25 protein-coding genes are annotated in these 22,468 nt (G+C 56.8%); 21 read left to right on the forward strand and 4 right to left on the reverse strand.

Annotation, left to right across the window (positions count from 1 at the left end; genetic code table 11):
- Window positions 1-182: 182 nt before the first annotated feature.
- From KXG62_RS22220 to KXG62_RS22245, 6 genes are all read left to right on the forward strand, one after another.
- Window positions 183-1,520 carry an ABC transporter substrate-binding protein gene (locus tag KXG62_RS22220; protein WP_218094207.1) on the forward strand — a complete coding sequence of 446 codons (1,338 nt, stop codon included), beginning with the start codon at window positions 183-185 and terminating at the stop codon, window positions 1,518-1,520.
- Window positions 1,521-1,624: 104 nt separating this feature from the next.
- On the forward strand, window positions 1,625-2,737 hold the full coding sequence (locus tag KXG62_RS22225; RefSeq protein ID WP_218094208.1) for a lactonase family protein: 1,113 nt from the start codon (window positions 1,625-1,627) through the stop codon (window positions 2,735-2,737).
- 217 nt (window positions 2,738-2,954) lie between these two features.
- Window positions 2,955-3,857, forward strand: a complete 903-nt coding sequence (locus KXG62_RS22230) for a GNAT family N-acetyltransferase (protein ID WP_218094209.1) — start codon at window positions 2,955-2,957, stop codon at window positions 3,855-3,857.
- 123 nt (window positions 3,858-3,980) lie between these two features.
- Window positions 3,981-4,799 (forward strand): AraC family transcriptional regulator, encoded by an 819-nt coding sequence (locus KXG62_RS22235; RefSeq protein WP_218094210.1) that lies wholly within the window; start codon window positions 3,981-3,983, stop codon window positions 4,797-4,799.
- A 99-nt stretch (window positions 4,800-4,898) separates the two neighbouring features.
- Window positions 4,899-5,828: an ABC transporter substrate-binding protein gene (locus tag KXG62_RS22240; RefSeq protein WP_218094211.1), complete on the forward strand. Its 930-nt coding sequence runs from the start codon at window positions 4,899-4,901 to the stop codon at window positions 5,826-5,828.
- Window positions 5,829-6,042: 214 nt separating this feature from the next.
- Window positions 6,043-6,501: a hypothetical protein gene (locus KXG62_RS22245; protein ID WP_218094212.1), complete on the forward strand. Its 459-nt coding sequence runs from the start codon at window positions 6,043-6,045 to the stop codon at window positions 6,499-6,501.
- Between the two features lie 84 nt (window positions 6,502-6,585).
- Here KXG62_RS22245 and KXG62_RS22250 read toward each other — a convergent pair whose 3' ends face one another.
- Complete coding sequence (locus KXG62_RS22250) at window positions 6,586-7,185, reverse strand: spore coat protein (protein WP_218094213.1); 600 nt, start codon at window positions 7,183-7,185, stop codon at window positions 6,586-6,588.
- A gap of 105 nt (window positions 7,186-7,290) precedes the next feature.
- On the opposite strand from KXG62_RS22250, the gene KXG62_RS34415 reads away from it, so the two are divergent.
- The 6 genes from KXG62_RS34415 to KXG62_RS34185 all read left to right on the forward strand — a co-directional run bounded on the left by KXG62_RS34415 (window position 7,291) and on the right by KXG62_RS34185 (window position 11,851).
- A complete protein-coding gene (locus KXG62_RS34415; protein WP_281426948.1) occupies window positions 7,291-9,015 on the forward strand; it encodes a GAF domain-containing sensor histidine kinase in 1,725 nt (574 codons plus the stop codon).
- Between the two features lie 8 nt (window positions 9,016-9,023).
- A complete protein-coding gene (locus KXG62_RS22260; RefSeq protein ID WP_246627582.1) occupies window positions 9,024-9,695 on the forward strand; it encodes a response regulator in 672 nt (223 codons plus the stop codon).
- 162 nt (window positions 9,696-9,857) lie between these two features.
- On the forward strand, window positions 9,858-10,439 hold the full coding sequence (locus tag KXG62_RS22265) for an NADPH-dependent FMN reductase (RefSeq protein WP_425517370.1): 582 nt from the start codon (window positions 9,858-9,860) through the stop codon (window positions 10,437-10,439).
- 47 nt (window positions 10,440-10,486) lie between these two features.
- Window positions 10,487-11,422, forward strand: a complete 936-nt coding sequence (locus KXG62_RS22270; protein ID WP_246627583.1) for a VOC family protein — start codon at window positions 10,487-10,489, stop codon at window positions 11,420-11,422.
- On the forward strand, window positions 11,403-11,555 hold the full coding sequence (locus KXG62_RS34180; RefSeq protein ID WP_246627584.1) for a VOC family protein: 153 nt from the start codon (window positions 11,403-11,405) through the stop codon (window positions 11,553-11,555). Before KXG62_RS22270 ends, KXG62_RS34180 begins: the two co-directional genes overlap by 20 nt.
- Before the next feature lie 29 nt (window positions 11,556-11,584).
- On the forward strand, window positions 11,585-11,851 hold the full coding sequence (locus tag KXG62_RS34185; protein ID WP_246627585.1) for a VOC family protein: 267 nt from the start codon (window positions 11,585-11,587) through the stop codon (window positions 11,849-11,851).
- Window positions 11,852-11,862: 11 nt separating this feature from the next.
- Here the strand turns inward: KXG62_RS34185 and KXG62_RS22280 are convergent, their stop codons facing one another.
- Window positions 11,863-12,714 carry a helix-turn-helix transcriptional regulator gene (locus KXG62_RS22280; RefSeq protein WP_218094214.1) on the reverse strand — a complete coding sequence of 284 codons (852 nt, stop codon included), beginning with the start codon at window positions 12,712-12,714 and terminating at the stop codon, window positions 11,863-11,865.
- Between the two features lie 128 nt (window positions 12,715-12,842).
- Here KXG62_RS22280 and fabF point away from each other — a divergent pair, with 128 nt between their 5' ends.
- The 9 genes from fabF to KXG62_RS22320 all read left to right on the forward strand — a co-directional run bounded on the left by fabF (window position 12,843) and on the right by KXG62_RS22320 (window position 19,580).
- Window positions 12,843-14,081 carry a beta-ketoacyl-ACP synthase II gene (fabF, locus tag KXG62_RS22285; protein ID WP_218094215.1) on the forward strand — a complete coding sequence of 413 codons (1,239 nt, stop codon included), beginning with the start codon at window positions 12,843-12,845 and terminating at the stop codon, window positions 14,079-14,081.
- Window positions 14,082-14,290: 209 nt separating this feature from the next.
- Window positions 14,291-14,686 carry a Fur family transcriptional regulator gene (locus tag KXG62_RS22290; RefSeq protein ID WP_218094216.1) on the forward strand — a complete coding sequence of 132 codons (396 nt, stop codon included), beginning with the start codon at window positions 14,291-14,293 and terminating at the stop codon, window positions 14,684-14,686.
- Window positions 14,665-15,396 carry a winged helix-turn-helix transcriptional regulator gene (locus KXG62_RS22295; RefSeq protein WP_246627586.1) on the forward strand — a complete coding sequence of 244 codons (732 nt, stop codon included), beginning with the start codon at window positions 14,665-14,667 and terminating at the stop codon, window positions 15,394-15,396. The genes KXG62_RS22290 and KXG62_RS22295 overlap by 22 nt, the downstream gene beginning before the upstream one ends.
- A 213-nt stretch (window positions 15,397-15,609) precedes the next feature.
- Window positions 15,610-16,533 (forward strand): NAD(P)/FAD-dependent oxidoreductase, encoded by a 924-nt coding sequence (locus KXG62_RS22300; protein WP_218094217.1) that lies wholly within the window; start codon window positions 15,610-15,612, stop codon window positions 16,531-16,533.
- Window positions 16,534-16,548: 15 nt separating this feature from the next.
- The gene (locus tag KXG62_RS22305) at window positions 16,549-16,791 is read left to right on the forward strand and encodes a glutaredoxin family protein (RefSeq protein ID WP_218094218.1); all 243 of its coding nucleotides are present in this window, start codon (window positions 16,549-16,551) and stop codon (window positions 16,789-16,791) included.
- Between the two features lie 60 nt (window positions 16,792-16,851).
- Complete coding sequence (locus KXG62_RS22310; protein ID WP_218094219.1) at window positions 16,852-17,415, forward strand: peroxiredoxin; 564 nt, start codon at window positions 16,852-16,854, stop codon at window positions 17,413-17,415.
- A gap of 155 nt (window positions 17,416-17,570) precedes the next feature.
- On the forward strand, window positions 17,571-18,803 hold the full coding sequence (locus KXG62_RS22315) for an aminopeptidase (RefSeq protein ID WP_218094220.1): 1,233 nt from the start codon (window positions 17,571-17,573) through the stop codon (window positions 18,801-18,803).
- Between the two features lie 118 nt (window positions 18,804-18,921).
- Complete coding sequence (locus KXG62_RS34420) at window positions 18,922-19,056, forward strand: hypothetical protein (RefSeq protein WP_281426950.1); 135 nt, start codon at window positions 18,922-18,924, stop codon at window positions 19,054-19,056.
- Window positions 19,057-19,289: 233 nt separating this feature from the next.
- Complete coding sequence (locus KXG62_RS22320; protein ID WP_218094221.1) at window positions 19,290-19,580, forward strand: DUF1294 domain-containing protein; 291 nt, start codon at window positions 19,290-19,292, stop codon at window positions 19,578-19,580.
- A gap of 144 nt (window positions 19,581-19,724) precedes the next feature.
- Here KXG62_RS22320 and KXG62_RS22325 read toward each other — a convergent pair whose 3' ends face one another.
- Entirely contained in the window at window positions 19,725-21,596 is a 1,872-nt protein-coding gene (locus KXG62_RS22325; RefSeq protein ID WP_218094222.1) for an ATP-binding cassette domain-containing protein, read from the reverse strand.
- Entirely contained in the window at window positions 21,593-22,432 is an 840-nt protein-coding gene (locus KXG62_RS22330) for an energy-coupling factor ABC transporter ATP-binding protein (protein WP_218094223.1), read from the reverse strand. The genes KXG62_RS22325 and KXG62_RS22330 overlap by 4 nt, the downstream gene beginning before the upstream one ends.
- Between the last annotated feature and the right edge of the window lie 36 nt (window positions 22,433-22,468).

Here is a 22,468-nt window from a genome sequence, read left to right on the forward strand (position 1 = left end):
GTGATTTGTAGTTTACTGGTATCCCTGCAAGTCTAGGATAAATAAAAATGAGCTCAAAGCACAATGATTTCATGTCGTTTTGTGCCTTGAGCGAAGCGAAAGGAATGGGTATAAACATGAACAAAAGGTCTCTTTCAGATCGAGGACAAGCAGCCGCTGTACGAATAAGAAGGGTAAAAGGGTTGACGATACACCATTGGAAACGTCTGCTGGTGCTGTCTCTTGGCACTGTGATGCTGCTGTCCGGCTGCAGCGGCGGCGGGGCCGGCGTTGCTCCGAAGCCCGCGAATGAGGGAACGGACGTGCCTAATTCGGATACGAGTCCCGTCACGGTCAAATTTGCGACAAGCGCAGGCATTTTCAACGAAGACGAGTTTAAACTATATGTCACCGAGCCGCTAGCGAAGAAGTATCCCCATATTACGGTCCAGTATATCAATACGTCCCAGCAAGGCTCTACGCTCACGGATCTGGTCGCGGCGGGCAACATTCCTGACATTATCGTCGGCTACGGCGGGCTGCTGAAACAGCTGAAGGATCTGGCACTGCTGTCCGACATGGACCCGCTGATCAAGAAATACAAGCTGGATCTGAACCGGATCATCCCGGAAACGCTCGAATACATTAAAGTGAACGCCAATACGAATTATTTGGGCGGGCTGCCGGCATTCAACAATACGTTCGGCTTGTTCTACAACAAAGCGTTGTTTGACAAGTTCGGCATCCCGTATCCGAAAGACGGGATGACCTGGGAGGAAGCCGGAGACCTCGGCAAACAAATGACGCGAATGTATGACGGCATTCAGTACCGCGGTTTTTTTCCGGATAACGTCAACCGGATGATCAATCAGGTCGTGCAGTATCAGCTGGACAAAAACGACAAATCGACGCTGACGACAGATCCGTGGAAAAACGCCTTCGATTTGTGGAACCGTATCTACAACTACCCCGGCAATGCGGACGCGCCGTACAATACGATGAATTTCAGCAACAACCAGAGCGCCTTCATCAAGGGAGAATTGGCGATGATTGCCGGCTCCAGCTCCACGCTGCTCGCGCTGCGCAAAGCGCCGGATGTGAACTGGGATGTTGTCACGTATCCGCAGCATAAGGCGGCCATGGGCTACAGCACGAATGTGGACACGCCGAATATGTCCATCACGGAGCAAAGCAAAGCGAAGGATGCGGCGATGCGGGTCATCGAATCGATTTTATCCGACGAAGTGCAGCTTGCCCTGGCTCGCAATGCAAAAATGTCCATTCTGGCCAGCGATAAGGTGAAGCAGGAATACGGCAAGGGCATTCCCGAATTCGCAGGCAAGACGCTCAACCTGACCAGCATGACGAAGCTGAAGCCGTCCGTGCCGCGCATCTCCAAATACCAGGGGAGCGATACGAATAAGATTGTGCTTGATGCGTACGAGGCCGTTCTCAGGAAGGAGAAGGACGTCAACACGGCGCTGAGGGATGCGGATGAGGAATTGAACAAACTCGTCGATTTCAAGAAGAAAAACGAGTAATACAAGGCGATGAAGCGGCATCCTTGGCGGTTGACGGCTTCATCGCTTTTATTGTATTTTGAGGGGGATAGTACCATGGCAGGAGATGGAGAGGACGATCGGGGATGCGTCAAGAGAAGAAGGGGTCATTTTTATTATTTGCAGGTTCGTATGCGGAAGCGCCCGAAGACGGATTGTATGCGTATGCGCTTGACAGGACGAGCGGCGCGCTGACCTTGCTGAATCGTTCGGGCGGTTATCGCAATCCGTGCTTCCTAGATCTTGATCACCGCAATCGGAGACTTTACACGGTAGCCGAACGGGAGGCTGACGGAACCGAGACATGCGCGGTCGCGCTGGCATTCGCATTCGACCCGGCAGATGGACAGCTGCAGCTGCTGAGCGAGGAGAAGACGGTTGGCCGGGCAACTTGTCATATTCAATATAATGATGCCGGCCGGTATGTCGTGGCGACCAGCTACTCCGGCGGTGCGGTCGGCTATTTGCCGGTGCTTCCGGACGGACAGCTCGGTCGCATGAGCGATGCGCACCGGCATGAAGGGGCAGGACCGCATCCGACGCGCCAGGATCGGCCGCATCCGCACTCCGCGTATACCGACCCGGAGAACCGGTACGTCTATGTGCCGGATCTCGGCCTGGACCGGATCAAGATCTACAAGCCCGATGCCGCCGGCGGAAAGCTGGAGCCGCATGGCGAAGCGATCGCGCCGCCTGCCTCCGGTCCGCGGCACATGGCGTTTCATCCGTCGAAGCCGTATGTGTACGTGATCAACGAGCTCGATTCGACGATTTCTGCGTACGAGCAGGACCCGGCAAGCGGCGCGCTGCGGCTGATCGAATCCGTGACGACGCTCCCCGAGGACTACGCGCAGCAGGACGACAATACTTGTGCGGAAATTCAGATCACGCCCGACGGGCGGTTCGTGTACGGCTCCAATCGGGGACATGACAGCATCGCGGCGTTCCGGGTCGATGACCGGACAGGGCGGCTGTCGCCGGTACAGATCGTCTCCTCGCTGGGAAGGCGCCCGCGCAACTTTGCCGTCTCTCCGGATGGCCGATATATCGTAGCGGCGCACCAAGACAGCGCGAACCTCGTCGTATTTCGCATCGATGATGAGACCGGCATGCTGCTCGATACCGGCCATCGTGCCGAAGCGTCCAAAGTCGTCTGCGTCAGGTTTTGGAACGAAGACCATACGCCGTCCGTGCAATAAGATACGCGTAGGAACTGACTCCGCCCGAGTGCCTTCGCATAATCAAGTCATGACTCCGCTAGCGCGGGGTCATTTTTTTATGGTTTTATCCAAAAATTACCTTGAAAATATTACCATATCATTGTTTACTAAATGAGGAACGAACGATTGCTGCAAAGGCAGGTGCATTTTGTTGCAGTGCTGCATACGGGAGTATAGGGCAGAGGATTTGGAGCGCGTGTTGGATTTATCCCAGTCGTATTATGCCGGACAGCATGGTTCTTTTTCATTGGTTGACCAATTGGACGGACGACGAATGATGGCGAAGTACGTGATCGCCGACAAGGTGTCCGGGATCGTGTGCGGCTACGGGCTGCTGGCCGAGCAATTTCCGCCGGCGATCAAGCTGAGGCTGGAGCTTGTCGTGCGTGAGGACGGGAGCAAAGGCGAATGGCTGCAGGAGCTGTACGCGCGGATGGAATCCGTCATCTTGAAGGCAGCGCCTTATGCCGTGGAAACGAGACTGTTCCCGGGGGATGCGGAAGAAATTCAATTTTTCAAGCGCAAAGGGTATGCGGAAAACCATCGCATGGTCAAACGGAAGCTGCACGTGCGGCAAGCCCGTCTGGAAGACTATGCGAGAGCCGAGCGGGAGCTGGGCCAACGAGGCATATTCATCAAGACGTTCGCGGAAGAGCAGACCGGCAGCCTTGAATGTATGGAACAAATGAAGCAAATCGTACTCGAAACGAATCCCGATTTCCCCAGCGAGCTTCCGCCGAGGCTGAGGCGGCCCAGTGCGAATACTTCGTGGCTCAGCCGTCCGGATTTGCTGCCGGAAGCGTTCTTTATTGCTGCTTGCCAGGGGAAATATATCGGCTATTCGTATTTGCTCGAAGGGCCGGACCGGGCGTTGATCCAGGGGAATACGGCGATCAGCCGCCCCTACCGGAATCTCGGCATCGCCACGGTGCTCAAGATGAAGGGGATTGCCTACGCGAAAAAGCATGGAATCGAAACGATCTATACCGCCAGCCGATCGACGAACGGCGCGATGGCGCGCGTCAACGAAAAGCTGGGATGGAAGACGTACGAAAGCGAAATTCGGCTGGAGAAAATTATTAATGTAGATTGGAGCTGATCTCAATCGAAGATACGGGACATATCATGATCGCGAACTCGATTGACGTTGAGAATAATTATCAACTACAATAATCCTGTGATTTCCTTATCGACCTACTTCCAAGCGTAAGGACGGGATGACATGATTGACTTGAATGAGGCTGCCGGGTATTTCGCCCGCAGCCTGCTCACGGTTGAAAGGGTGTATCATACGATATTGCCTGCGAACAAACGAATCCATGCCCATACGTCGGAGCATCCTACGCTCAAGAGCGGGTTCGTCTTTGTTATCCGGGGAAACGCTTCATTCCAATTTAATGATACGAAGTACGATCTTAAGCCTGGGATGGTTGTTCACGGGGGACCGGATATGACCCTGCAGATCCGGACCGGGGCAACGGAGCTGGACTATTTTCTCGTTCATTACGCATCGTCCGAGCCTGCAATCGATGCGGAAGGCGCTCGCTGCATGCGAGATCATTTTTTGCTGGATGCGGGTGAAAACCCTAGATTATGGGAGCTGCTCACGCAGCTTCGTGAGGAATACGGCACGCCGGGTAACATTCCGCTGCTGCGGGTGAAGACGTTATTTTATACGATCTTGTACGAGCTGTTTGTTTGCTGCCGCAACCGTCTGCATCAGCAGAACTCGACATTGATCGAGGAAGCGGTCGCCTATATTCATGATCACTATATGGAGCCGCTGAGCCTTCAAGCGCTTGCGGAGCGTTTCTCCATGAACTCCAAGGCGTTCGCCTATTTATTCGGCAAATATACGGGAATTTCGCCGATCGACTATCTCATCCGGCATCGGATCAAGCGGGCCAGCGAAATGCTGGCCCTGGGCAGCAGCCCAGTGAAACAGATTGCCGCCAGCGTCGGTTACAGCGATCCGCACTATTTCAGCCGGATATACAAAAAACATACCGGTCATTCGCCGAGCGAGATTCGGACGGAGTAAACAATAATCCACCTGCGCTTTGATTTTTGTCCATTTTCATGCGGAAGAACTCTTGCTATAATTCGTTGGTAATGAAAATCATTATCAAGGAGTGTCAGCATGTTCAAGATATCTTACCGATGGTTGTATCTGTTCAGTATAGCCGTTCTTTGCATTGCGATGATTACGGGATGCGGCAGCAGCGCGCAAAATCCGGGCGCGAAGAAGGAGTCGTCCCCATCCGCTTCGGAGCCGGCAGGCGCAAAATCCGGAGCCAAGCGAATTGTCGTTACTTATTTTCCTTACGCGGATCATTTATTTGCTCTCGGGCAAGCGGAATTGGTGAAAGGCGTCGTCGGCCTGAGTTCGTTACAGGAATTTACGGTCTACGATCCGTTTCTGAAAAACGGCAAAATCGCCGATCTCGGAACGGAAGCGAATTTGGAGAAAATCGTCGCATTGCAGCCCGATCTGATCATCGCTTCGCAAAATGAGAGCAAAATTGTGGACGAGCTGTCCAAGATCGCAAAGACCGTGACCGTGAATGCGACCTTGAATTGGCAGGATACGATCAAAGGCGTAGGAGCCGCGATTGGGGAGGATGCCAAAGTCCAAGCGTATATCGATCAATTCGTCAAGAAGCAGAACGAAGTGGCGTCCAAGATGGATCGTTCCGGGTTAAAAGGAAAAACGGCGCTGTTCATGATGCCGTGGAAAAAAGATTTCACGTACTGGAGCGGCTCCCGGATGGCTCTTTATTATGAAAAGCTCGGCTTCAAGCCTTTCGACGGATTGAAAAATGTCGGCGAAATTACGCTGGAAGGCATCAGTTCGCTCAATCCGGAATATATTTTTATCGGCAAAGACTACAGCAAAGCGAGCGCGATCAGTCTGGATGAGCTTGCTGCAAGCCCGGTATGGCAGTCGCTGGACGCTGTGAAAAATAAACGAATGTTCGTCGTCGATACGGAAATTTTGGGGCCGCTGGCCATGGGGCAGTACAAGGGACTTGAATATATGGATCAGCTGGTAGGGACCCTCGGCCATTGACAAAATCCTTCACGCTTGATAACGTGGATATGCGTTCGAAGCGTGATCGGTGAAAAGTCCGGACATGTGCCGGTTTGAAGCAACACATAGAAGAGATAAACGGTAGGAGCGGAGCGCTAATATGCTTCAGCTCCTTTTCTCGTTCCGGCGTATTCAGGCGGGGCGGGGATGGGTCCACTGATAAAATGGGAAATTGACGTACGGAGGGAATAACATGAAACCGATTTCCGAAGACGAGGCGCGAGCGCTTGGCGTTGAGGCGATTCACCATGAGATGGATAATGGAGAAAGAAGATTTCGGCTGGTCAGCTCCGACGGCAGCTCATACAGTCGCACGGAGGCGTCCGGTGCGAGCGGCTGGCAGAATAGCCATTACCATCAGGGCGTAACCGAGCTGTACGTCGTGCAAAAGGGCTGGATTGCGTATGCGGAGCTGTCTGCCGGCGGTGAACTGACGATCAGCCTGCTGCAGCAGGGGGATACGGTAACCGTTCGTCCTTACACGCATCATAATGTATATATGTCTGCGTTTGCGGTGACGCACGTGGTTAAATACGGGGATGGTACCGACAAAGGTACCGACAAGGCGGACTGGGTTCCCTCGCCGGCGCTGGACCTGCGGACCAAGCCGGTCACCGAGTCGGAGCTGCTGCATAAGTTCAATTCAACGTAGCAAATAAAGAAACAGACGATCCGCAACGGGAATCGCCTGCTTCAATGGAAAGGTTCCGGCCGACGGATTCGGCCGAAATCCGGGTTACTGCGGCATGTAGCCTTGCGGAGGCATTGGCGCGTTCGGCGCTTGGCCCGTAGGCTGGTACGTATGCAGGAATGTTTTGGCCGTATGATCGTTCATCGTCGGCACCTGATACTGGCCCTGCTGGTTCATCAGCATAAACACTTCGTACGCTTGCTCCGCGCACAAATTCGCGCCGTGCATCAGCATTTGCCTGACGTTCGGATCGGCGCATTCCAGCGCGGCCGCCATGTGCAGCTTGGCCGAGCTTTTGTGGCAGGAGAGCATGGAACGCAAGATTTGCTGGTCGTTCAGCGTACCCTGCATCGTCGGCGCTACGGGAGCGGGCTGCCGCAAGCCGTACTGAATCTGGTTCGGATTCACACCCATCGGGCTGCCGTAAGACGGTGCGGGCTGGCCCTGCGGAGCGGCGCTGTAATCATGCGTGTAGGCGACCAGCTGATCATAGGAACGCATGGCGGTATGCAGATGATGATCAATCATATTTTGCAACTGACGGTTTTGCGTCATTTGGGCATATAGGTGAAAGTGATCGATCAGGTTTAGTTTTTCGTTCAAAATTTCGTGGACTTCCATCGTTTCATGTGCGCCGAATGGCATTATAGCAGCTCCTTTTTTTACAATTCATCTGGGGGTTGTTCATCCCACAGGTTACTTTTTCCAATCGATGACCGGATTATGCATGGCAAAGGAGATGAATCCGTTATGAAGGAACCGAGGGTTCACGAGCTGCTTACGCTCAAAACGATCGCGGAAGCGTTGAATCAATCGAATGAGCTGTCTCCGATGCTGAATGTGGTGCTGAAGCAGCTGCTGGAGCTGACCGGCTTGACGGCGGGGTGGATCTTTTTGTGCGACCCGGAGATGGTCCATTTGCTCCGGGGACGCAGCGGCCATTCGGGGTACATCTGTGTTGCCGATGCCGGTCTGCCGCCGGCGCTGCAGATGAACGACAAGCAGCCGATGCGATGCGGAAGCTGCTGGTGTCTGGACCGGTTTCACAGCGGGCGGCTGCAGCATGCCGTCAATATATTGAACTGCAAGCGGCTGGAAGACGCGGTCGCGCATGAATGGGGCGATACGGAGGGAATCACGCATCACGCCACCGTACCGCTGCGGACCGGCGACCGCAAGATCGGCGTTCTCAACGTGGCGGCGCCGGGCAAGTCGCATTTCACGGAAGAGGAGCTGGCGCTGCTGCAATCGGTGGCGCTTCAGATCGGCGGCGCCGTGGAGCGGATGCGCCTGTACGCAGGCGAGCAGCGCCGGGCCGAGCTGTTCGCGCGGCTGGGCGAATTCGGCCGCGAATTGAGCGCTGCGGCCGGTGCCGATGCCGCGGCACGGCCGGAGCGGCTGTATGAACGCGCCGCGTCGCTCATCGGCGCGCATTTCGACTGGCCCGTCGCGGCGTTGTTCGAGCCGGACGGAGACGATTTCGTCCTGCGCGCTGTCTGCGCGGACGGCTGTACGACGGCGCCGCATGCGCGATTGCCGCGGGACGCCGCAGGCTGGCTCGGCCGCGCCGCAGCCGCGCGCCGCTTCGTCTCCGCGGCCGGCGGCGATGCGGCTGCGCTGATAAGCTGCGGCGAGCTGCGGCCATCGCTGCCGCCGCTCTCGGCGGCGCTGGCGGCGCCGGTGCCATTCGCGGGCCAGCCGGGCGCCGGCGTGCTGCTGGTCGGCGACGGGAATGCCGGCGAGCTGCATCGCGTCGACGGCGAAGTGCTGCAGGCGATCGGCAAGCATGTCGCCGCCGCCGTGGAGACTGCGCGCCTCGCGGAGAACCGCCGCGAGCTGGCCCGCATGGAGGAGCGCCATCGCCTGGCTCGCGACTTACACGACTCGGTCTCCCAGATGCTGTTCTCGATCTCCATGACGGCCAAAGGCGTCGAGAGCATGCTGAGCGGCCTTCCTCCCGACCTGGATTCGTCGCGCTCGGCGGTGAAGGACATGCAGTCGCTGTCGCATCACGCGCTGAAGGAAATGCGCTCGTTCATCATGCAGCTTCGCCCGCAAAGGCTCGAAGGCGGCTTGGCTACGGCGCTCAAAGCCTACGGCGAGAAGCTGAATTTGACCGTACATGTGCGGCTTGGCGCGCTCAGGGAGCTTCCTTCGGCCGTAGAGGATGCCTTATGGCGCATCGGCCAGGAAGCGCTCAACAACGTCTGCAAGCATGCCGGTACCGGCGAGGCGGACATTTGGATCGAGCTGTCTCCGGACGAAGCGGTCCTGCGCATTACCGACCGGGGGCGCGGCATCGCGAAGCGCCGGCCTTCGCCCAGACGGGAGTCGATTGGCCTGTCGACGATGCGGGAACGCGCCGAGGCGCTCGGAGGACAGTTCACGCTGACCAGCGCGTACCGGAAAGGGACGCAGGTGCAGGCGGTTATCCCGCTTCCTCCCCTGAATGAATCGAATGGACTAGGGAGGTGAACGATTACATGACGATCAAACTGCTGCTGGCTGACGATCACCCGATGGTGCGCCGAGGATTGCAGGTGTTTCTGGCAACGCAATCCGACATTCAGCTGGTTGGCGAGGCGGCGAGCGGACGGGAAGCAATCGAGAAGGCGGAGGCTTTGCAGCCCGACATTATCCTGATGGACTTAAAAATGCCGGTCCTGGGCGGCATCGAAGCGACGCGGAAGCTGAAACAATCGCATCCGGACATCAAAGTGATCGTGCTAACTTCGTTTTCCGATCAGGATCACGTGATTCCGGCCATCCGCGCCGGGGCAAGAGGCTACTTGCTGAAGGATATCGAGCCGGAGGAATTGGTCCGCGCCGTCCGGCGCGTATATCAGGGACACGTAGAGCTGCATTCCGAAGCGGCGGGTTTGCTGATGAGCATGGTCGCCGAGCCGGACTCGCTGCCTGTCGATGCGCCTGCCGCATCCGGCCGCGGTCTCGGGCTGCTGGATACGTTGACCCCGCGCGAACGCGAGGTACTGAAGCTGATCGCGCAAGGCAAAAGCAATAAAGAAATCGGCGAATCGCTGTTTATTACCGAGAAGACGGTCAAAACGCATGTCAGCCATCTGCTGGATAAGCTGGGCTTGACCGACCGGACGCAAGCCGCGATTTTGGCCGTCAAACAAGGAATGATCGAGTAAGATTTGTCCTCATATCCGTCGAAAGTCGTAGAAGCGTTCAGCCTTTAGGTTGAACGTTTTTTGCGCTGCAACTTCATTCCTTTCGCCGACGTGCGAAATCGCGGGCTGCGGTACGATAAGAGCATCAACCATCACATGATGATCGCGAAAGGATGAATTTTTATGACGATGAACATTGTCATTATCGCAGGCAGCAACCGCAAGGCCTCCACCGGCACAAGGCTGACGGAATACGCGGAGCGGCTCATGAAACAAGCGGGGCATCAGGTCGCTTTATTCGATTTGTACCGGACGCCGCTTCCTTTCTACTCACCCGACGAATCGCAAGCGGAGCACGCAGGCTTGAAGCAGCTGAAACAACTGATGGCGGCAACCGATGCCATCGTCTTGGCCTCACCGGAGTATCACGGGAGCGTATCCGGCGTTTTGAAGAACGCGCTCGATCATCTCGGGTCGGAGTATTTCAGTGGCAAGCCGGTGCTGTCGGTCAGCTCCTCGGGCGGCGCGGTCGGGGTCAGCTCGCTGCAGCATATGCAGACAATAGTCCGCAATTTGCACGGGATCAACTGCCCGGAATGGATCTCGATCGGAGGCGCGCAGCGCCGCTTTTTCGAGGCTGGCCAGGACAGCTACGAGGTAGGCCAGGAGATCGACGACCGCATCCATCGCGTACTCCGGTCGTTCCTCGAGCTGGCTGCGCGGCTTCGGGGCAAAGGCCACTCCGCTGCGGAGACCACATTATGAGGCGCCGCTCGCGCTCGCTACCGCTAACGGTGGATTGAAATGCCAGGATGGACCGATTTTACCAAAAAGCGTATCGAATGCTGGGAAGTACAGGCCGAAGCGCTGCGAACGAGAGTAAAAAGCTTGATGATGAACGAAAGGACGTGACCATGGTGATTACGCATTTTGCCGATTTGGAACTTTTGACGGTATCGATCGAAGGAGTCAAGCAATGTTACCTTGACCAGCTTGGATTTCCGGTTGTCGATCAATCCGAGGATTTCATCCGTTTTCGCCCGGCGCCTCATGTGACGCTGACCTTTCGGGAGTCGCATGAGCCCGTTTCCCCGGCCCATTTTGCCTTCGAGGTGCCGTACTCGCAATTCGACGCGGTTGTCCGCGCCGTTCGAAGCAGGAAGCTCCTGCTTGCCCGTTGGCCGGACGGCAGCGATGTGAATGCGTTCGATGGAGGGAAAAATATATACTTTCGCGACGGCGACGGCCATTTGCTTGAGTGGATCTGCCATTCGTACATTCGCGAAGACGTGATTGCCCCGCACGGCGCATCGAAGGTGTTGTATATGCGAGAGGTCGGATTCCCGATCGGCGACGTGAACGGTTTCAGGGAATGGCTCAAAAGCGCGCTGGGCATGAAGACGAAAGAGGAGTCGGACACATTCAATTTCGTCGTCGGCGGAACGGCGCATGCCATCGCAGCGTCGACGGGCCGAAGGTGGATACCGATCGGCATGCACGCGTTGCCGCCGAATATGACCGTCACGTTCGGCGTCTCGGAAGCAAGCTTCATTGAACGCGTAAGAGCGTCCCTGCAAGCGCATGAAGTGGTCGCCGAGTCGGACGGCGAGCTGCATTTGATGAAATACGGGTACCGCTTTCGGCTTCGCTGCACCTCGTTTGACCCGGGTATCCCGGCCCGGCTGCCGCTGCCGATATCGATCGAAGGGAAGGAGGAAGGTAGATCCGATGATCAAGAGCTTGTATGAGACGCATGTTCAAGTGACGAGCCTGGGCGCGTCCATTTCATTTTACGAATTGCTCGGGCTCGAGCTGCTGAGTCGCAGCGGAGATCGTCTTGCCTTTATGCGGATCGGCGGAGGGGACAGCATCAGGAGTTAGGGCTGTGGCAGACCAGAGAAGGGGAGTCGGTGTGCTCGCGCCACTTTGCCTTTGAAGTGGATATACACGGTTTGATGGGGGCCAAGCCATGGCTGCAGGAACGAGGCATTGAAACAGTCGGTGTCTTCGGTCGCAGCAACGAAGAACCGGTCGTCCATCCATCCGGACCGATCGCCTCCGTCTATTTCAACGATCCGGACGGAAACATGCTCGAATTTGCAGCCAGGCTGCCCGAGAAGCCCAGGAAGCGGGGTTACATCCCGACGTTAAGCGAGTGGCGCGCGCTGCATCGTTGATCCCGGCTTCCTTACGCCGATGGCTGCTCGCGCTCCATAAGCTGCTTCAGCTTCAATTCTGTCGGGGAATCCGGCGCCGGCGTATAAATGCTGCAGCGCAAGTCAGTATTGCCATGAACCTGCAGTGACGTAAGCTCGAACAGCATTTTCCCCGCTTTGCCATGACGAAATTCCAGCACGACCTCGGGGGCGGAGCTCACCTTGCTGTCTTCCCACAGCCGGTTGAAGTCAGGGTGAACGCTCTTCATTTCCACCAGAAACGATTCGTACCATTCATCGTCGACATATTGGCCGTAATAGGCGCGGAAAATAGCCAAAAACCCGCTGGCGAAGTGCTCCCAGTTGACCGCAAGCCGCTGGAATTCTTTTCTCGTGAACAGCAGGCGGATCATATTGCGCTGCTCGGGCGGAATTTGTTCGAAATCGAGGAAGACATGGGCGGCGGCTTTGTTCCAACCGACAATTTGACATCGCCGGTCGGAGATGATTGTGGGACAATATTTAAGCTCTTGCAATATTTTGGCTAGCGAGGGGCTGATCTGGTACGGTTCTTCCTTGGAGACGCCGGCGCCGGGACTGGTCTCCATGGCCAAGGCATACAAATATTTGCGTTCGTCTACCGTAAGCCGCATCGCGGTGGCGATGCAGTCGAGTACGGAGGCGGACACCCGGATGTCCCGCCCTTGCTCCAGCCATGTATACCAGGTCGTGCTGACGCCCGCCAGCTGAGCGACTTCTTCCCGGCGTAACCCCGGCGTCCTGCGGCGGACTCCGTCGGGCAGCCCAACGGACTGGGGCTGTACTTTGGCACGCTGCGCCTTCAAGAAGGCGGATAAAGCCTGAAGTCTTGTCTGATGATTCATTGCGAAACTCCCTTCCTCGGTATCCGAGTATCATAGTAGTTATTATACTATGATAAACTACAACTTGTAATAGGATAATCAGTGTGACATGATGATTTCCATAACAAAGGTCAGAGGGGGCAATGGATATGGAACGGGTAGTGATTACAGGAACAGGCATCATCTCGCCGCTCGGAAACGATACGGCCGCGTTCTGGAACCGTATGGTTCGGGGAGAGTCAGGCGTTGCGGCCATCGATACATTCGACACGGCGAAGCATAAATCCCGAATCGCCGGGCTCGTACGGGATTTTGACGCCGAAGCGCGATTCGGGCGCAAGGAAGCGCGGCGGATGGACCGATTCTGCCAATATGCCCTTGCGGCAGCGGAGCAGGCGATGGACGACGCCGGACTATCGCAGGCGGAATTGGATCGCGAGCGGCTCGGCGTGTATGTCGGATCAGGCATCGGGGGCATCCAGACGCTGCTCGAGCAGCATACGGTACTGCGAGAACGCGGCCCCGACCGGGTCAGTCCGACGCTCGTGCCGATGATGATCTCGAACATGGCCGCGGCGATGATCAGCATGCGGTTCAGCGCGTACGGGCCAACGCTGTCGCCGGTAACGGCATGCTCCATCGGCAATACGGCGATCGGGGAAGCGATGCGTCTCATTCGCTACGGCGGGGCCGACGTCATTATCGCCGGCGGGGCGGAAGCGGCGCTGACGGATATCGCGCTGGCCAGCTTCAGCAACGCCACCGCCTTGTCGACGAGAAACGAGGAGCCGACCCGGGCCAGCCGCCCGTTCGACGCACAGCGCGACGGCTTTGTCATGGCGGAAGGGGCCGGCATTCTCGTGCTGGAATCGCTGTCGCACGCGCAGCGCAGAAACGCGCGGATCTACGCGGAAGTGATCGGCTACGGGGCAAGCTCGGACGCTTATCATATCGTCGCCACGCATCCGGAAGGACTCGGCGCTTATTTGGCCATGAAGTCTGCGCTGGCCGATGCCGGCATTCAGCCGGATGAGGTGGATGTGATCAGCGCGCATGCGACCAGCACCGATGTCGGGGACAAGTCGGAGACGATGGCAATCAAGAAGCTGTTCGGAGCGCATGCGCATCGCATTCCGGTGACGGCGAACAAGTCGATGACGGGGCACATGCTGGGTGCGGCCGGCGGGGCGGAAGCCATCGCGCTCGTCCGAAGCTTGCAGGAAGGCATGATTCCGCCTACGATCAACCTGGAGGAAGCTGACCCGGCATGCGATCTGGACTATGTGCCGAACGAGGCCCGGCGTGCCGACATGCAGGTGGGCATATCGAATTCATTCGGGTTCGGCGGGCATAATGCGGTCATCGTTTTGAAAAAATATGCCGAGTGAGGCATGAAGCGAAATGGAACGGATAAGGGATAGGGCTTCTCGCTGGAAGAAAGCGGGAGGCTCTTTTTCATTCTTTTTTCCGTGCTGCGGGACAGGAAGCTTGATGCAAATGGACAGGGAGAATAGGCGATTTCGCTTAGAATGAATCTTGATTTATAATCATTCTAATATTATACTTAATCTAAATATTAAATTGGAGGTGCGAGATCATGTCGAGAAAAGGACAGCTGACCGTTCAGCGCAAAGCGATCTATGACGTTGTAATGGAAAGCCCCGATCATCCGAGCGCCGCCGACATTATTGACCGTTTGAAGGAACGGGGTCACAGCTTTGCTTACGGAACGATCTACAATTCCTTGCGTTATTTGACGGATGCCGGCCTCATTCGAGAATTGAAGCTGGAGGGCGATGCGAGCCGTTACGATGCGCGAGTGGAGGATCATCAGCATATCGTATGCCGCGTCTGCGGCAAAGTGGAGGAAGTGTTTACGGCGATCCCGGCGGAGTGGCTGCAAGCGGTGGCCAAAGAAACCGGTTTTACCGTGGAGGATGAGCATATTTTGTTCAAAGGAGTGTGTCCGGCATGCAAAGAACGGAACAAGTAAGTGTTGATTCTGTAGCGGGAGACACGATGCCTTACGGCGAATTTTGCGAAACGACCAGCCGCATTGTCATCGTCAGCCCGTATCCGTCGGCGTTGACGGAGCTGATTCAAGAGCTGACCTTGGGCTGCTACGACGTTCTTGTGTTCCGCCATCTGAATCCGCAGTCCTTGTCGAAGCTTTCACCCGATCTGATTATCGTCGATTTGACCGAAGATCACGGGATGGCTCTGAATGCGATCGCGGTTCCACAAGAAACGCCGTCTTTGTTTCTTGTCGACGGAGAGGGTACGGGTGCAGACGACAAAGAACATACGATGCATTGGCCTTCGGGCCGCTCGCAATTTCTTCCGCGCATCCAGGCGCTCCTTCATGCGCAGCACGGACAGCGGTCGCCCGAGAAGGAAGGCGGCGAATGGAGCTTCAAGGATCTGCGTCTCGATCTGAAACGATTGACATGCTTTATCGGCATGACCCGTGTGGACTTGACCAAGACCGAGTTCGATCTGCTGCTCGCGATCATCGAGGCCGAAGGCGCGGTATTGTCCCGTCAGTCGCTGATGGATCGCGTCTGGGGAGAGAATTACTTCGGCGGCAGCAATACGATCGACGTTCATATGAAGAGCTTGCGGCATAAGTTAAACGATAATCCGAGACAGCCGAAATATATCGCGACTGTGCGCGGCATCGGTTACCGGCTGGCCGACGCATAATTGTACCGTATCATGAGGCAGGCGATACGGGCGATGCGCGGCCAGGCACGTCGTTCCCTGGATCAAGAAAAGAGATAGCACGCGACGGCTTCATGAAATCTTCATCATTCCTTCACTCGGTCTTCATGAACGATCCGGGAGACCGTGTTATTCTATATTCAGAACTTAGATCAAGTCTAAATATAATAATAAAAGAAAGGGGTGGTGAAGCACATGTACGATGTCATCATTATCGGCGGCGGTCCCGCCGGCGCATCGGCCGCCGTGTATACCGCAAGAGGGAAGTTGTCCACGCTGGTGCTGGATAAGTCGCCCAATGCCGGAGCGCTCGCATTGACGCATAAAATCGCCAATTATCCCGGCGTGAGCGAGGAACTGACCGGGGCGCAGCTGCTGGATCGCATAAGGGATCAAGCCCGCAGCTTCGGCGCCGAGTTCAAACATACGACGATTACCGCTGTCGACCTGGAGGGAGAGACGAAATACGTCTTTACCGCGGACGGCATGTACGAAGCCAGAGCGGTCATCATTGCAACCGGCTCCAAAGGCCGCAACCGGATGCTTCCGGGGGAGGAGCGGCTGCTCGGTAAAGGCGTCAGCACATGCGCAACTTGCGACGGCGCATTTTATGCAGGCAAAGAGGTAGCGGTGATCGGCGATTCGGAGGAATCGGTGGACGAGGTGCTTGCCCTCAGCCGGATCGTATCGAAAATTCACTTTATCGTTCCGCGGCCCGAGCTGCAAGGGATTAAGACGCTTCCTGAGTTGCCCCATACGGAAGTCCGGTTCCGGACGCGTCCGCTGGAGATTGTCGGCGAAGACAGAGTGCAGGGGCTGCGCGTCAAGAGTTCTTCTGGCGAGGAGCAGGTTGTCGATGCCGACGGCGTATTCGTCTTCCTATCGGGCAGCAAGCCGGGAACGGATTTCCTGGAAGGGCAAGTACCGCTCGATGCCGACGGCTACATGATTCTCGACGAATTGATGCAAACCGCGGTTCCGGGCGTGTTCGGAGCGGGCGAGGTACGCCGCACGCCGGTGAAACAGGCGGTCATAGCGGCTGCGGACGGCGCGATCGCCGCCATGGCTGCAGATAAATACATCCATCGCCGGGAGCATGCGATCCCGCAATATAAATAAAAGGAGAGATTCCCTATGTCTAGCGAAAAAACACAAGCCATCGTTTACTCCAGCACGACGTGCACGTACTGCGCGCAGCTGAAAAAATATTTGATCGAGCAAAACGTAACGTTCGAAGAACGAAATATTGATACAAGCGAAGCGTATGCCAATGAGCTGCAAGCACTGGGCATGAGCTCGGTTCCGGTAACCGTGATCGGCGAGATGACGATCCTGGGTTTGAATCCGACACGCATCAAGAAAGCGTTGGCCGTTTAGCATCTTTCGCAGCTTCATTCGCTTATATCCATGCACATCAAACCTGAGGAGGAACTCCATATGACAACATCAGCAACAGCAACGGAAATCGTAAAAATCGGCCTGCAAGCGCCTAACTTCAATCTGCCTTCGACCAAAAATTTGCAGACGCTGGAGGAAAACGTGTCGCTCGCCGATTACCGCGGCCGCTGGCTGATCTTATTTTTCTGGCCGTTTGACTTTACTTATGTTTGCCCGACCGAAATCATTGCATTCAGCGACCATTACGACGCGTTCCAGGACTTGGACTGCGATATCATCGGCGCGTCGGTAGACAGCGTGTATACGCACCGCGCCTGGATCCAGACGCCGCGCGACCAGCAGGGCATCGGCGCGATCCGCTACCCGATCGCCTCGGACTTTAAGAAAGAAACGGCTGCCCGCTACGGCGTGCTGGACGAACAAACCGGCGCCGCACACCGCGGACTGTTCATTATCGATCCGGAAGGGATCGTACGCTACCAGGTTGTGACCGATATGAACGTCGGCCGCAGTGTGGACGAAACACTGCGTATTCTTCAAGCGCTGCAAGCGGGCGGATTATGTCCGGCCAACTGGAAGCCGGGAGAGAAGACATTAGGCTAATCGCTTCGAAATGCAGTCTCTGCACGCGTTGTGCAGGGACTTCTTTTTTTGCGCGAAGAAGGAAAAAAGCCGCGGGCATGGAATATAATTGCGTCAGATGCTTGATTCTAAAGGCAATTGTCAAACCAGAGACTTCACAGGAAAGGACTACACAGATGAATGCGTTTGAAATGAATTTGAGCAAATATGCCGAGCTGCTGATCCGGGTCGGCGTCAATATTCAGCCCGGTCAAGTGCTGTTTATCGAATCGCCGCTGGAGACCGTCGCGCTGACGCGCCTACTGGTGCAAAAAGCATACGAAGCCGGCGCAAAATATGTGCAAGTGCAGTGGGACGACGAGGGGGTTACTCGCGCCCGGTACGAATATGCGCCGGACGATTCGTTTACATATTATCCCGAATGGACGGCCCGGATGATGGAACAGCTGGCGGAAGGCGGCGGCGCGCTCCTCAATATCAAAGTGCCGAATCCGGATTTGTTCCAGGGCATTGATTCTGCCAAAGTGGCGACAGCGACAAAGGCGATGGCTATGGCCAGGCAGAAGTACCAGTCCTATGTGAGAAACAACAATTTCAGCTGGTGTCTGGTCAAGGCGCCGACCGAGGCATGGGCGGCCAAAGTATTTCCCGAGCTGCCAAGCGAAGAACGGGTCGCGGCGATGTGGGATACGATCTTTCGGATGAACCGGGTGTATGCGGACAACCCCATCGCCGCGTGGCAGGATCATATCCGCAAGCTGAAAGATGTGCAAAACGTGTTGAATGGCAAAAAATATAAACGGCTGCATTACAAAGCGCCCGGCACGGATTTAAGCGTTGAGCTGCCGGAAGGGCATTTATGGCTCGGGGGCGGCGACACGAATGAACGCGGCGTATACTTTGTCGCGAATATGCCGACCGAAGAGGTGTATACGATGCCGCATCGCGAAGGCGTCAACGGTACGGTGACAAGCACGATGCCGCTTAACTTGAACGGACGACTCGTCGATAAGTTTTCTTTGACGTTCCGTCAGGGCAGAGTGGTCGATTATATGGCCGAAGTCGGGCAAGAGCACCTTAAATCGCTGCTGGACACGGATGAAGGCGCCAAATATTTGGGAGAAATCGCTCTCGTGCCGCATGATTCGCCGATTTCCAATTTGAAACGCATTTTTTACAATACGGGCGTGGACGAGAACGCTTCTTGCCATTTTGCCGTAGGCAGCGCTTATCCGGTCAATATAACGAACGGAACGAAAATGAGCAAAGAGCAGCTGGTCGCGCATGGAGCCAACGTCAGCTTGACGCATGCCGACTTCATGGTCGGCTCGGCGGAGCTGGATATTGATGGCGAGCTGTCCGACGGTACGCTTGAACCGGTATTCCGCAAAGGAAACTGGGCGCTGTAGCACTTATGCAAATATCACCTGTACGGAGCTCAAATAGTTCGCGGTCCGGCGTGACATACTATGACCGTTCCTCATTGAACCTTTCATAATTTATTTTAAACAACGGGAGGTCCTTCCAATGGCGAAAGGCAAAAGCATGAAGCAAAAAATGCAGTCGATGGCTGCCGAAGCGAACAATGCGGCGGAAAACACGGCATTTACAAGTCCGACGTATCATAAAGACAAGCACGAACCGAACCGTCCGTCGATTTAACGATCGGCCAGCGGACGGAATGGGTTTAAACGAGAAAGCCGTCTCTTGTCTCGGTAACGAGATGAAGAGGCGGCTTCTTGTTTATGTTATACTTTGAACATGTCTGCCTGCGAACGAGAAGCAGTAGTTTAGCATTGATAAATTTAACGAGTAATGGGTGCTGATCTCATGCAGTAGAGATTCAAACCGCTTGTGCTCGGCCGTACTGTACGGCGAAGGAGGGAATATTGCACTTGAAGCTGTTATTCATTTATTTGCTCGTCATGAATGTTGCCGTATTTGTCCTGATGGGACACGATAAATCGAGAGCGAGAAAGGGAGGACGCCGCGTGCCGGAGCGGAGGCTGTTCGGGTTGTCCGCTGCCGGCGGGGCGCTCGGCGCATGGGTCGGCATGCGCGTCTGGCGGCACAAGACGAAGCATGTGTCGTTTCAGCTCGGTATCCCGGCGCTGCTGCTGCTGAATGCAGCCGTGGTGTTCGCGCTGCTCCGGTACGTGCTGCCGTTTTACAAGGGAGATTCGTAGTTTTTAGCTTTTTTAGCGCTGTCCCTACGATGGACCGGAAGCCGGTCGGAGCTTTATGCAGCGAGACGCCTTTCATTCCCAAAGCGATGGAATGAAAGGCGTCATTTTTTATGGGAAACGGTCTGTTATGGCGGAACCATTCGTTTAGACGCCGTCGACGATACCTACGCCCCATAGCATGATCAGCAGGGCGAAACCGGCGACGACGGCCAGCCAGTCCCGCCGTTGAAATGAAACCGTCTCCGCCTGGGACGCCGCGGCGGATTTGGTCGTATAGCCTCTCGCTTCCAGCGCGAAGGCCAGATCTTCCGCGTGCTTCATCATCGACAGCAGCAGCGGGATGAAGAACAGCCGTACGTCGCGCAGCCGGATCGTTCCGGGTTTGACGTATGCTTTGCCGCGAGCCGTAACAATGAGCGATAGCCGCTCGATTTCCTGCTGGAACATCGTCACAAACCGATACATCAGCATGGCTGTGAACGTCACAAGCCTTGAAGGAAATTTGAATCGCTCCAGCGGGCGAAGCGCTTGTTCGAGCGCCGTCTGCATGTGCCGCTCGTCGATCGAAGCCATCAGCAGCAGCCCGAGCGCCATAATGAGCAGGTAGCGAAGCAGCAGCTTGACGGTCACGAGCGCAGGCCCCGCCTCGATGCCGAGCTGCAGCGGCCCTGTGTCAATGCGCAAGCCGGACAGCAGGGCGGAGATGACGATGAACACGGCGAAGAAGCGAAGCGCCTTGCTCCCGAGAATCAATCGGCTTCCGCCGGAGGCTGCCGCGATAATCGTGCACAGCGCCGCCGCCGCGCCGAGGCCGGTCCAGCCTTGCTGCAGCAGCACTCCCGCGGACAAGCAGATATAGCTTATCCATTTGGCAATCGGGTGCAGCTCGCGGACCGTTGGACCCGCTCGCTCGGCAGCCCTGCTTCCGTAGGCGATGGCGGAGTCCAAGACCGGGGCGTCGTGCCCGTCCCCATCAGGCGGGCTTGCTGCCTCACGAATGTCCGGCAGGGAGGAAGCTGCCTCTGATGCCGATCCTGCCGCTGCGGTATGCTCCGCGGCCCCCCTCGCCGCTGCCGGCATGGCTGCGACAGCCTCTGCAGTAGCGGCTGCCGCCGCGACGCCCGCAGCTTGAAGCGGTGCAGCGTCGGCGGGCACAGCCGCTTGCTTCGCTCGCAGCCCTGCTGCAATCGCTGCGGCCGCGTCCTCGGGCGTCAGCGGGCAGCGGCCGATGGGGAAGCCTTGCGCGAGCAGCGCGGCCGTCAGCCGCACCTGCTCCGGCCAGCCTACTTCCGCGCGGGCCAGCAGCTCCGGCGCGTCGCAGCATTGCTGCGGCGTCAGCTCTGCGGCCACCGCTCCGTCCTTCAGCAGGACAACGCGGTCGGCGAGGGGGAGGAACGCCTCCAGATCGTGGCTGGCGACGATGACGCCGCCCCCTGCGGCACAATGGGCTTGCAGCATACGCAGCAGCGGCTGGATGCCTTCTGAATCCATGCCGGAGGTCGGTTCATCGAGCAGCAGCCACCGCGGCTCGGCGATGACGGTTGCGGCGAAGGCAACCTTCCGCTTGGTGCCCTCGGACAGCGTTAGCACCGGCTCGTCCAGCATGGACGGCGGCAGATGAACCGCGCGGAGCGCTTCCTCGATCATCCGTTCCTTGTCCTGTCTGGACGGGCGCAGCGGCCGCAGCGAATAGGCCAGCTCCTTGCGCACGCTTTCCGCGAACAGCTGGCGCTCCGGGTATTGAAAGGCGATGCCGACGGAAGCGGCCGCTTGCGGATGAGTCCGCCGCTGTTCCGTCCAGAGCGGAATGTCATCATACCGGATGTCGCCTTCGGCAAGCGGGATCAGTCCGGCCAGCGCATGCAGTAACGTGCTTTTGCCGGCACCGCTTTTGCCGGCCAGCAGCGTCATCGTCCCGGCTTCGAAGGCCGCATCGATGCGGTGCAGCAGCGGGCGATCCGCCAATGCCTGATGTCTCGGCGGACGCACCGTCACGCCGCGCATGCGGATGCTCATAAAGCGCTCACCGCCTTGCTCAGTTCCTCAGGGGAAACCGGGAGAGGGCGGAGGTTCCAGCCTGACGCCAGCAGCAGCAGGGCCGTTTGTACCGTGAATGGCGGGACGAAGCCCAATTGTTCGCAAGGGCTAGGCGCTGTCCGTTCCCCTCCGACTTCTTCTCCATAGAAGAACGATTGCTTGCTCTCGTCGAACACGATTGCTCCATCCTCCATGCCGATCACCCGGTCGCACCAGGCGAGCTCGTCGAGCAGCTGCGTAATCCAGATGATTGTTCGTCCTTCGCGGTGCAGCTCCCGCACGACGTCCAGCACGTTTTGGCGCGACTGCGGGTCCAGCATCGACGTCGATTCGTCGAATACGTAAACCGCCGGCTTCAGCGCCAGACAGGAGGCGATGTTCAGCAACTGCTTCTGCCCGCCGGACAATGCCGCCGTACGGGCGTGCCTGCGCCCGTCCAACCCGACGCGCCGCAGAGCGGCCATGGCGCGCGGCTCGATGTTCTCCGCTGCCGCGCCGAAATGCCCGAGACCGAAGCTTACTTCTTCATATACCGTATCACGGATCATTTGCGTTTCCGGATTTTGAAATACGAGCTGCACGGCCGGTCGCCGCTCCGCGCGGCATATCATATGGCCGCCGGACGGCCGCACCAATCCGGCGATTACCTTCGCAAGCGTGCTTTTCCCGCAGCCGTTCGATCCGACGACGGCGATCCATTCTCCCTGTTCGATGGACAAGCGAATGGAGCGCAGCGCCGGTTTCGCCTGATCTTCCGCGCCGTAGGTGAGCGTAAGGTCCTGCAATTCGATAATCGGATCAAATAATGAATTCATTGGAAATATACTCTTTTCTAAATCGGGTTTGTTATG

It is taken from the genome of Paenibacillus solanacearum (assembly GCF_910593845.1).
GTDB lineage: Bacteria > Bacillota > Bacilli > Paenibacillales > NBRC-103111 > Paenibacillus_G > Paenibacillus_G solanacearum.

Coding starts and splice junctions, on each gene's coding strand:
- KXG62_RS22225 (WP_218094208.1), top strand. CDS start 1,625: ATGCGTCAAGAGAAGAAGGGGTCATTTTTATTATTTGCAGGTTCGTAT.
- KXG62_RS22235 (WP_218094210.1), top strand. CDS start 3,981: ATGATTGACTTGAATGAGGCTGCCGGGTATTTCGCCCGCAGCCTGCTC.
- KXG62_RS22240 (WP_218094211.1), top strand. CDS start 4,899: ATGTTCAAGATATCTTACCGATGGTTGTATCTGTTCAGTATAGCCGTT.
- KXG62_RS22245 (WP_218094212.1), top strand. CDS start 6,043: ATGAAACCGATTTCCGAAGACGAGGCGCGAGCGCTTGGCGTTGAGGCG.
- KXG62_RS22250 (WP_218094213.1), bottom strand. CDS start 7,185: ATGCCATTCGGCGCACATGAAACGATGGAAGTCCACGAAATTTTGAAC.
- KXG62_RS34415 (WP_281426948.1), top strand. CDS start 7,291: ATGAAGGAACCGAGGGTTCACGAGCTGCTTACGCTCAAAACGATCGCG.
- KXG62_RS22260 (WP_246627582.1), top strand. CDS start 9,024: ATGACGATCAAACTGCTGCTGGCTGACGATCACCCGATGGTGCGCCGA.
- KXG62_RS22265 (WP_425517370.1), top strand. CDS start 9,858: ATGACGATGAACATTGTCATTATCGCAGGCAGCAACCGCAAGGCCTCC.
- KXG62_RS22270 (WP_246627583.1), top strand. CDS start 10,487: ATGGACCGATTTTACCAAAAAGCGTATCGAATGCTGGGAAGTACAGGC.
- KXG62_RS34180 (WP_246627584.1), top strand. CDS start 11,403: ATGATCAAGAGCTTGTATGAGACGCATGTTCAAGTGACGAGCCTGGGC.
- KXG62_RS22280 (WP_218094214.1), bottom strand. CDS start 12,714: ATGAATCATCAGACAAGACTTCAGGCTTTATCCGCCTTCTTGAAGGCG.
- fabF (WP_218094215.1), top strand. CDS start 12,843: ATGGAACGGGTAGTGATTACAGGAACAGGCATCATCTCGCCGCTCGGA.
- KXG62_RS22290 (WP_218094216.1), top strand. CDS start 14,291: ATGTCGAGAAAAGGACAGCTGACCGTTCAGCGCAAAGCGATCTATGAC.
- KXG62_RS22295 (WP_246627586.1), top strand. CDS start 14,665: ATGCAAAGAACGGAACAAGTAAGTGTTGATTCTGTAGCGGGAGACACG.
- KXG62_RS22300 (WP_218094217.1), top strand. CDS start 15,610: ATGTACGATGTCATCATTATCGGCGGCGGTCCCGCCGGCGCATCGGCC.
- KXG62_RS22305 (WP_218094218.1), top strand. CDS start 16,549: ATGTCTAGCGAAAAAACACAAGCCATCGTTTACTCCAGCACGACGTGC.
- KXG62_RS22310 (WP_218094219.1), top strand. CDS start 16,852: ATGACAACATCAGCAACAGCAACGGAAATCGTAAAAATCGGCCTGCAA.
- KXG62_RS22315 (WP_218094220.1), top strand. CDS start 17,571: ATGAATGCGTTTGAAATGAATTTGAGCAAATATGCCGAGCTGCTGATC.
- KXG62_RS34420 (WP_281426950.1), top strand. CDS start 18,922: ATGGCGAAAGGCAAAAGCATGAAGCAAAAAATGCAGTCGATGGCTGCC.
- KXG62_RS22325 (WP_218094222.1), bottom strand. CDS start 21,596: ATGAGCATCCGCATGCGCGGCGTGACGGTGCGTCCGCCGAGACATCAG.
- KXG62_RS22330 (WP_218094223.1), bottom strand. CDS start 22,432: ATGAATTCATTATTTGATCCGATTATCGAATTGCAGGACCTTACGCTC.